The organism is Desulfurobacteriaceae bacterium (assembly GCA_039832905.1).
In the GTDB taxonomy this organism is placed as follows: domain Bacteria; phylum Aquificota; class Aquificia; order Desulfurobacteriales; family Desulfurobacteriaceae; genus Desulfurobacterium.
Genome location: JBDOLX010000011.1, coordinates 1 through 8,182, shown reverse-complemented (window position 1 = coordinate 8,182; position 8,182 = coordinate 1). Strand labels below are relative to the sequence as shown.

At 34.0% G+C, this 8,182-nt stretch carries 5 protein-coding genes; 3 read left to right on the top strand and 2 right to left on the bottom strand.

The features are described 5' to 3' along the window. Positions 1-2,645, bottom strand: a 2,645-nt coding sequence (gene leuS / locus ABGX27_00370; protein ID MEO2067954.1) for a leucine--tRNA ligase, incomplete at its 3' end; no start/stop codon positions are given. Positions 2,646-2,702: 57 nt separating this feature from the next. On the opposite strand from leuS, the gene ABGX27_00365 reads away from it, so the two are divergent. Next, positions 2,703-3,425, top strand: coding sequence for a hydroxymethylpyrimidine/phosphomethylpyrimidine kinase (locus ABGX27_00365; GenBank protein MEO2067953.1), 723 nt, complete (start codon positions 2,703-2,705; stop codon positions 3,423-3,425). A gap of 248 nt (positions 3,426-3,673) precedes the next feature. On the opposite strand, the gene ABGX27_00360 is transcribed toward ABGX27_00365, so the two are convergent. After that, on the bottom strand, positions 3,674-4,657 hold the full coding sequence (locus ABGX27_00360; protein MEO2067952.1) for a tyrosine-type recombinase/integrase: 984 nt from the start codon (positions 4,655-4,657) through the stop codon (positions 3,674-3,676). A 199-nt stretch (positions 4,658-4,856) separates the two neighbouring features. Between ABGX27_00360 and ABGX27_00355 the strand changes: the two genes are divergently transcribed. Together ABGX27_00355 and ABGX27_00350 are read left to right on the top strand one after the other, a co-directional pair. Then, positions 4,857-7,694, top strand: coding sequence for a DUF927 domain-containing protein (locus ABGX27_00355; protein ID MEO2067951.1), 2,838 nt, complete (start codon positions 4,857-4,859; stop codon positions 7,692-7,694). A 15-nt stretch (positions 7,695-7,709) separates the two neighbouring features. Beyond that, the gene (locus ABGX27_00350) at positions 7,710-8,129 is read left to right on the top strand and encodes a hypothetical protein (protein ID MEO2067950.1); all 420 of its coding nucleotides are present in this window, start codon (positions 7,710-7,712) and stop codon (positions 8,127-8,129) included. Positions 8,130-8,182 lie beyond the last annotated feature (53 nt).

Sequence of the window (8,182 nt, the reverse complement as noted above, 5' to 3'; positions counted from 1 at the left end):
TCCTTTGAAATCTCGCCTTCAAAGTTTTCATTAAAGAGCTCTCTGTTTTCAACCACAAATTGGAAAACTCTTCTTAAAAATCTATAAGTCCCTTCTATTCCCTCTGTTTTCCATTCAAATTCACTCTCAGGTGGTGCAGCAAAAAGAACATAAAGTCTTGTGGCATCTGCTCCATATTTTTCAATCATTTCATCAGGATCAACTGTGTTAAGTTTTGATTTACTCATCTTTGAAACTTCACCAAACTTTTCTTCAAGGTCTTGTATGATGTCTTCTAAAGAGTGTTGCTTAGGTGAAATACACCATTTAGAATTAAGTTCAGATATGGAAAAGACAATTTGCCATTCTTTGGAATAAACTTCGTTTAACCACTCTATTACTTCTTTTGGTAGATCAGGTTTTTGGAATATAAGTTGAATTATTTGTCTTATAAAATCTTTTTGATGTTTTTGTCTCTCAAGTTTTGCAAGATCTTTTAATCTATCTATCGATATTACTTTGTTAACTATTTCTAACAGTTCATGGTCTAGTTGAATGTTCCAGTTATCGATATCAACTTTCTTGTCTATTCCAAAAGTAGCTTTGCCTTTTTCAAAATTAATAGATATTATTAAAGATTTGAGTTCTTTATTATAGGGCACAAAATCTTTAAGAGTTATATAAAATGTTTCCTCTCCTAGGAATTTTCTAACTTCTTCCGTCGATAAAAGTAATTTTGCATTATCCCCAATTGTGATGTGATGTTTTTTCATTAAAGAACCAATTGTTTCGTTAATCTTTGCATCTTTTCCAGTTAAAGCTTTTACAAGGTCGGAAACAGGACTTTCTTCTGTTAGGTTAAAGGCTTTTAAAAGGTTTCTAACGCTAACCCATCTTTTGCAAACCATTCCTTGGGTTAAAAGGTTTTGGAATGGCTCTCCTTTTTTGAAAAATAGATATTGGCTGTGGTTTTCATCTGCTTTAAAGAAACCTAAATCTCTTAAAACCTTTGTGAAAAACCTTGAGTATAAAAGGTGTAAAACTGCGTGCTCAATTCCACCTATGTATTGGTCTACAACCATCCAGTAAGAGGCTTCTTCTTGGTTAAATGGGAGTTTTTCTTCTTTTGGAGAACAGTATCTTAAAAAGTACCAAGAAGAATCAAAGAAAGTGTCCATAGTGTCTGGATCTCTTTTTGCGTTTTTTCCACACTTTGGACATTTTACATTTATGAACTCCTTAACCCTTTCAAGTGGTGATCTTCCCTCTCCTGTTAATGGTGCGTCTTCTGGTAGAACAACCGGTAAGTCTTCTTCTGGAACTGGAACTATTCCGCAAGTTTCACAGTGAATTACAGGTATCGGTGTTCCCCAGTATCTTTGCCTTGAAATGTTCCAGTCCCTTAATCTATACTGAACTGTTCTTTCACCCTTACCAAGTTTTTCAAGCTTTTCTGTAATTTTCTTTTTGGCTTCTTCACTCTTTAGTCCTGTGAATTCTCCAGAGTTTATTAAAACTCCCGGCTCTGTATAAGCTTCAGAAAGTTCACTAGCTTTTAACTCTTTATCAGAAGGAGTTATTACAACCTTTATTGGAAGACCGTACTTTTTGGCAAATTCAAAGTCTCTTTGGTCGTGTGCAGGAACAGACATTACAGCACCTGTTCCATAATCCATAAGAACAAAGTTTGCCGAATATACAGGAACTTTTTCACCTGTTAGTGGATGAACAGCATAAACTCCTAAGAATACTCCTTCTTTTTCAAGTTCTCCAGTTGTTCTTTTTCTTTTCTCTGTTTTTCTCATTTTTTCAACAAAGGCTTTAACTTCGTCTTCTTGTGGAGTGTCTTTAGAAAGCTCAAGGGTTAAAGGATGTTCTGGTGCAAGAACTATGTATGTTACACCAAATAGGGTATCAGGCCTTGTTGTAAATACTTCGATTTCTTTTCCTTTTTCAGGAACTTCAAATTTTACTTTTGCACCAATACTCTTTCCTATCCAGTTTTTCTGCATTGCTAAAACTTTATCTGGCCAGTGTCCTTTTAAGATTTCTAAGTCATTTAAAAGTTCTTCGGCATAGTCAGTAATTTTCAAAAACCAGCTGTCAATTTCTTTTTGTTCAACTTGGGTGCTACATCTCCAACATCTTCCTTCTTCATCAACCTGTTCATTTGCAAGAACAGTCTCGCAAGATGGACACCAGTTTACTGATGCTTTAGCCCTATAAGCAATTCCTTTTTCAAGCATTTTTAGGAATATCCATTGATTCCACTTGTAGTATTCAGGAAGACACGTTGTAATTTCCCTATCCCAATCGTATGAAAAACCAAGCTTTTTAAGTTCTTTTTTCATATAGTCTATGTTATTTAAAGTCCAAGTTTTTGGATGAACTCCACTTTTTATTGCAGCATTTTCAGCAGGAAGCCCAAAAGAATCCCATCCCATTGGATGAATGACGTTGTATCCAAACATCTTTTTAAATCTTGCAATTACATCACCAATTGAATAATTCCTAACGTGTCCCATATGAATGCGACCGGATGGATATGGGAACATTTCAAGAACATAATATTTCTTTTTTCCTGTATCTTGATTTGATTTAAAAACTTCCTTTTCTTCCCACACCTTTTGCCATTTCTTTTCTATATCTTTAAAGTTGTATTTCATTGCTTTACCCCACTAAAAAGATTTTGGCTTTTAAATGATACTAATAAGGGGTTTAAAATGAAAGAGTTTTTACTTTCTATTGCTGGCTTTGACCCAACAGGCGGTGCAGGAATATTAAGAGATATTAGGACTTTTAACTACTTTGGTTTCCTTGGAGCTTCTGTTATAACGGTAAACACAGCCCAAAACACAAAAGGTGTGAAACTTTTTGAGTTTATGGATGAAAAATTAATTCTTAATCAACTTAACCTTGTTCTAGAAGAACTTGATATAAAAGGTGTGAAGATTGGGATTCCTCATAAAGAAGAAAGAGTGAACAAGGAAATTGCAAAGGTTGTTGGTAGCTTAAAAGTTCCTGTGGTTTTTGATCCTGTTCTATCTCCAACATTTGGGAAAGATTTTGTAGAAAATGTATCCGTGTTGGAACCGATTTTAGAGGTTTCTTCCGTTATTACTCCTAATGAGAGAGAGTATAGAATTTTAAAGGAGTCTCTCAGAAACTTTGATGGATATGTAATCTTAAAAGGGAAGAAACTAAACGAAAATCTTGTAGAAGATGTATTGATGAGGAGAGGTAACGTCTTAAGAAAAATTAAACATGAGAAGGATAGTCTTGTAATAAGAGGAACCGGTTGTGCTTTCTCTTCTGCAGTCTTGTCATTTTTAGCTAAAGGACATGATATTGGCACAGCTTTTGAGAAAGCTTCTCTTTTCTTAGAAGAGTATAGAAGAAGGCACTTTTGGAAAAGCAATATGAGACAAGGTTATTCTTTACTTTAGATGTTTGGTGCCCGGGGCGGGAATCGAACCCGCACGGGCTTACGCCCAAGGGATTTTGAGTTATTTACGTATAAGAATTCTTGTAAGACTTCCACTATTATTGTTCGCATTTTGTTCGCAAGTTGTTCGTGAAGTAGTTCGTGTTTTTTTTTGAATGAAGGGAGTTCCAAAAGCAACAACTATGTTTGAATATAAAAAATGTGTGTGTTTTATGGTAGTTATTAAAACCACAAGAGATTTCCTTTCCCTTAACCAAAAACAGGTAGCTTTTTTATAGCTTCTTTAAGATGTCTTTGAGAAAGATGTGCATAGACTTCTGTAGTCTTATAATCTTGATGTCCCAATAAGATTTGGACAGTTCTTAAATCTACTCCATTCATAACAAGAAGTGAAGCAAAAGTATGTCTTAGGTCGTGCAGCCTAAGATGTGGAAAACCAGCTTTTACAAGAAACTCTTTTATTTTATGGGTGATAGTGTGATAGTTAAATCTAACAACTTTTCCACTTTCCTTTCTCCACTTTAAAAGTTCCTTCTTCAAAATAGGGTGAAGAGGTATATTCCTTGACTTATAGTTCTTACTCTTTCTAACAGTAATGATGTCCATCTCAAAGTCAATATCTTTCCAATCTAAGTTAGAAACCTCTGAAAGTCTCATTCCTGTATAAACAAAAATCCGAAATATTATTAACCATTCAGGAGAGGAAATAACCTCTTCCACTCTCTTTATGTCCTCTGGAAGTAAAAAAGAAGGAGGTCTTTCTTGTTGTTTTAGTTGCTTGTATCCTTTAAAAGGACTTTCAGATAAATACTCCCACTCTACTGCTTTAGAAAAAGCAGACTTTATAGTTCTTATGTGAATGTTTATGGTTACCTTAGAGTAACCATTCTTAAGCATAAAAGATACATAGGTATCAAGGTGTTTCCTTTTTAGCTGAGAAAGATACAAATCACCTACAACTTTAGAAAACCTTCCTAAAACAAACTTTGCTTTCTTGTAGGTCCACTTGGATCTTGCATACTCGCACCAATCAAGATACTCTTTTATAAACCGAGAAATTTTTATTTTCTCTTCCTTCTTTTTTACAAAACGCTCTATATTTCCTTTTAGATACTCTCTTTGTAACCTTTTAAATAGCCTATAAGCTTCATCTCTACTTTTCGTCCTTAAACTTCTTCTTATATTTCTCTCTATCTCTACATACCATACACCATTTCTCTTAAATAGCCTCATAGTAATCGCTATTTTAACTAGAAAAGGAAAAGACACAAAAAAATTACAGCTTAATAGTTCTTTGCTTTCTTAGTTTTTCTTTTCTGTGAAGAGTGAGAATATATCTTTTTAAAGAAATATTATCTGTATTGACTTGCTTGTATTTTATGCTATATTATCAATTAGAAATGCAGTAAAACACAAAGGAGGTAAGTACGAAATGATAGCTGTAAAAAGAGAAAAGAGAAGAGAAAGAGAAGAATGGAAAAGAAGAAAGAAGAATGATCCCGTGAATCTCCCTATTAGGTTGTCCTTACAAAGCTTGGAATGTCAGGAATTTTCAGAAAGATCTATAAATGACTTAGCTGAATCAGGGTTGATTTTAGAAACAGTAGAAAGAATGGGGATACTCCCCCTAACTCCTGAAAACTTTAAACAATACATTCACCGTTCGCTTATAGAAAAACAAACGCGAAGTCCAATAATCACCGACGGTTATATAATACCCTACCAACATCTTCCTGTCAAGTATGGAAGAGTAAAGGTTTTAGAGTGGAATGAGGGAAGTGTTTACTATCAGGAGAATAAAGATAGCTTACCCAAGTATCTGCAACCTTCTAAGCAACACTTAGAGGAAACTGTCCACCTTTACTATTTGAAAGATGTAGAAGGAAAGATAAGCAGTCCTAAATCAGTCTTTGTCATAACCGAAGGAGAGAAAAAGACAGCAAAACTACAGCAGGAACTTGAGAAGTTAGAAACAGAATACAGAAAGTATGTAGCAGTTGGACTTGGTGGAGTAAACAATTGGAATGAGAACACATTTAGAAAGCTTTCTCTAAAAGACAAAACGATTTTCATTGCTTTTGACGCAGATGGAATTTACAATGTGAATGTAGCTAAAGCAGAACTAAAGCTTTACTCTTATCTCCTATCAAAGGGAGTAGTAAAAGTTAAAAGTTTAGTTTGGAGTGTAGAAGAAGGAAAGGGAATAGACGATTATCTTGTGAAAAAAGAGAAAGAGGGAGTAAGTCCAGAAAAAGCTTTAGAAAAGTTAATGGAAAAAGCAGTATCACCTCTCATGAAGTATACCAAAAAAGAGGGGAAAAAGTTAGAGGGACTGTTATCTTTTGAAAGTGTTTTGGAGTGTTTTGCAAAGCATTTAACAGAACTTCCTCTTGAAGTAGTAGAAGAAATAAAAAAGATTTACAAAAGAGGAAAAAGAGAGATAGAAAAAGAGTTTAAGAGGTTAGTTTCTGAGAAAAGAAGAGAACTTGAAGAAAAGCTAAAAAAAGAGGAACAGGAAGAATTCTTAAGGATCTACGAGAACTTATTTGGGATAGGCTTTATTCCAACAATTCCGAAAGGATATGAGAAAAATAATGGTTTACTACTCTGTAATGGAGAATCTATATGTGAGTTTTTCGTAGTTACAAAAGTTAGAGAAAATGCAGATGAAATAGATGGGGGATATATAGCTACCTTAAGTTTTATTTCAGGGAAGAAAATAGAGATAGAGTATAGTGTTATTAGTTTTCATAAGCTTTTATGCAAGTTTTTAAACAAGAAAGGAATTCAAGTTTCAGAAAGTGAAGCAAAGAAAATTCAAAATTACATAACTAAGTTCATAAGACTAAACAAAAATAACATATTTAGCAGTCCTTATTCCAGTAGGTTAGGTTGGGGAAAAATAGATGGAGAAGAAGTTTATGTTCATCCTTCTACTTGTACGATAGACGTTTTCATAAGTCCAGACATTAAAGAAAAGTTGATAAGACAAGGTAGTCGTGAAAAAGAAATTGAAGTTATCAAAAACATAATTAAACAGTATCCTCACGCAGGACTTGTATGGGTTATGGGGGTTACTACAAGTGTTCTTCAACCTTTACTAAAAAACGACTATAACCTTGTTATTATGCTTCAAGGAGAGTCCAGAAGTGGTAAGACAACAGCAATAAAGAGTGTGGTATCTTTCTATGCACATCCAGAACTTAAAAGAAGTTTCAACTTCACAGAAGGAGGATTTGAAGCTTTTGTTAGCAGGTTTAAAGACTTTCCCATACACCTTGAGGAAATAAGGGATCTTGATGGAAATCCTCAAAAGAGGGTAGAGAAGTTTCTTAACTTTGTATATTCCTTTGTTGGAGGGGATAGCAGAGTAAGAATGAATATTGATCTTACTCTACGAAAAGCAGAGAAGTATAGAGGAGTGATATTTACTTCATCAGAAATAGGAATAGACGAAATACTTTCATATTCTTCTGATAATTATAGAGAAGGATTGAAAGGAAGACTTTTAGTATTTCCAGTAGAAAAGAAAAAGTTTGGTGGGGATAAGTTAGCAAGGTTGGTAGAAGACCTTTACGAAAACTATGGAAATCTCTTACCTCTTTGGATAGAACATTTTGAAAGAAACAAAGAAAGAATAATAAAAGCTTTCAAGGAACGGGAACTTGACTTTAGAGAGGGATACAGCAAACTTGATTCAAAGTTTGTAAGGTTTTTAGCAGCAGTTTCGGTAGTAATGGAAGAAGTAGGAAGACTATTTGGAATTGACACTACTGAACTATGGACAGCTTTAGAAGAAGTTGGAAGCTTTAATGAAGAAGTTTATTCTGGAGAAGAAAACTTAAAAGAGAAGATAGAAAGGATAATAAAAGGATTTTCAAAAGAAACGCTTGTAGAAGAAGAAGACATACACGGACGAGTCATAAAGACAGTTAAGGAATACAAGGGAGACTTTCTTGTTTATAGACGAGTTCAAAAAGAGAAAGATATGGGAGTTGAAAAAATTATAAAAGAAGAGAACTACCTAACACCTAAAAGATTGGATAAACTAACAGAAATTTTCGGAGTTAGCAGGAAAATCCTCATAAAAAGACTTATAGAAGCTGGGATTATGGAAAAAGATACCTCATCAAAAAGACTTTGTAAACGAATACCAAAAACAATCCTTTACGAATCTACAAGAATGCAACTATACCCCATACACTTAGACTTCCTTTCAGAATTGGAAACAGAAGAAGAAAGAGAATTAGTAGATGAAATTGATATTTGATTAAGAGAGGAGAAGATGGAAAAGACTACAAGAATTATCTTTACGGGAGATGGGTTTAATCTTGCAGACTACCATAGTATCGTTGGTGCTACTGAAAACTTTGTGATTTTAGGTGTTTTTAACAAAGATTGGGAAAAGTTAGAGTGGAAGGAGAAATCAAGAATTTATGAAAAACTTGATAAGTATCTTTACCGTATTGAACAAGAGGAAAACCCAACCACTAATTACTATTTCCTCTTTAAAGCAGAAGGGAAGTGGATACCTAAACTTGTCTGTGATTGTAAGATAACAGGTTCTCTTTCAAAAGAAGAGGATTGGGAAGTTATCTGGAGATACACATATCAAGATCAAATTCACAAAAAAAGTTTTGGATACTTTCAGAAGTTATCAGAATCAAGAAAGTTTGTGATAAACCTTGCAAATTTCCTTTCTTAGGATCTGCTTATATATTTATACTGTTGGATTCTTAGTAGAAGGTAGAACTTACT